Source organism: Burkholderia sp. Bp9090 (assembly GCF_003857985.1).
Taxonomy (GTDB): Bacteria; Pseudomonadota; Gammaproteobacteria; order Burkholderiales; family Burkholderiaceae; genus Burkholderia.
The window spans coordinates 1-618 of the sequence record NZ_QTPV01000117.1 but is presented as its reverse complement, the minus strand read 5'-3'; the positions used below and the strand labels follow the sequence as shown (position 1 = coordinate 618).

Sequence of the window (618 nt, the reverse complement as noted above, 5' to 3'; positions counted from 1 at the left end):
ACGCTGCTGCGGATCATCGCCGGGCTGATCGAGCCGACCGGCGGTGACGTGACCTATCTCGGCAAGCCGCTGCGCGGCCCGGCCGAAGGCGTCGCGATGGTGTTCCAGACCTTCGCGCTGTTTCCGTGGCTGACCGTGCTGCAGAACGTGGAAGCCGGCCTCGAGGCGCTCGGCGTCGGCGCACGCGAGCGGCGCGAACGCGCGCTCGCCGCGATCGACCTGATCGGTCTCGACGGCTTCGAGAACGCGTACCCGCGCGAGCTGTCGGGCGGCATGCGCCAGCGCGTGGGCTTCGCGCGCGCGCTCGTGGTCGATCCGACGATCCTGCTGATGGACGAGCCGTTCTCGGCACTCGACGTGCTGACCGCCGAGACGCTGCGTACCGACCTGCTCGACCTGTGGACGCAAGGCCGCATGCCGATCAAGTCGGTGCTGATCGTCACGCACAACATCGAGGAAGCGGTGTTCATGTGCGACCGGATTCTCGTGCTGTCGTCGAACCCGGGCCGCGTGATCGCCGAGATCAAGGTGCCGTTCAAGCATCCGCGCAACCGGCTGGATCCGGATTTCCGCAAGCTGGTCGACGACATCTACGCGAAGATGACGGCCCGCCAGACC

General features: G+C 67.6%; 1 protein-coding gene. It reads left to right on the top strand.

The window, feature by feature from the left end:
- A partial coding sequence (locus DIE16_RS36350; protein WP_148095415.1) for an ABC transporter ATP-binding protein occupies positions 1-618 on the top strand: 618 nt, incomplete at both ends.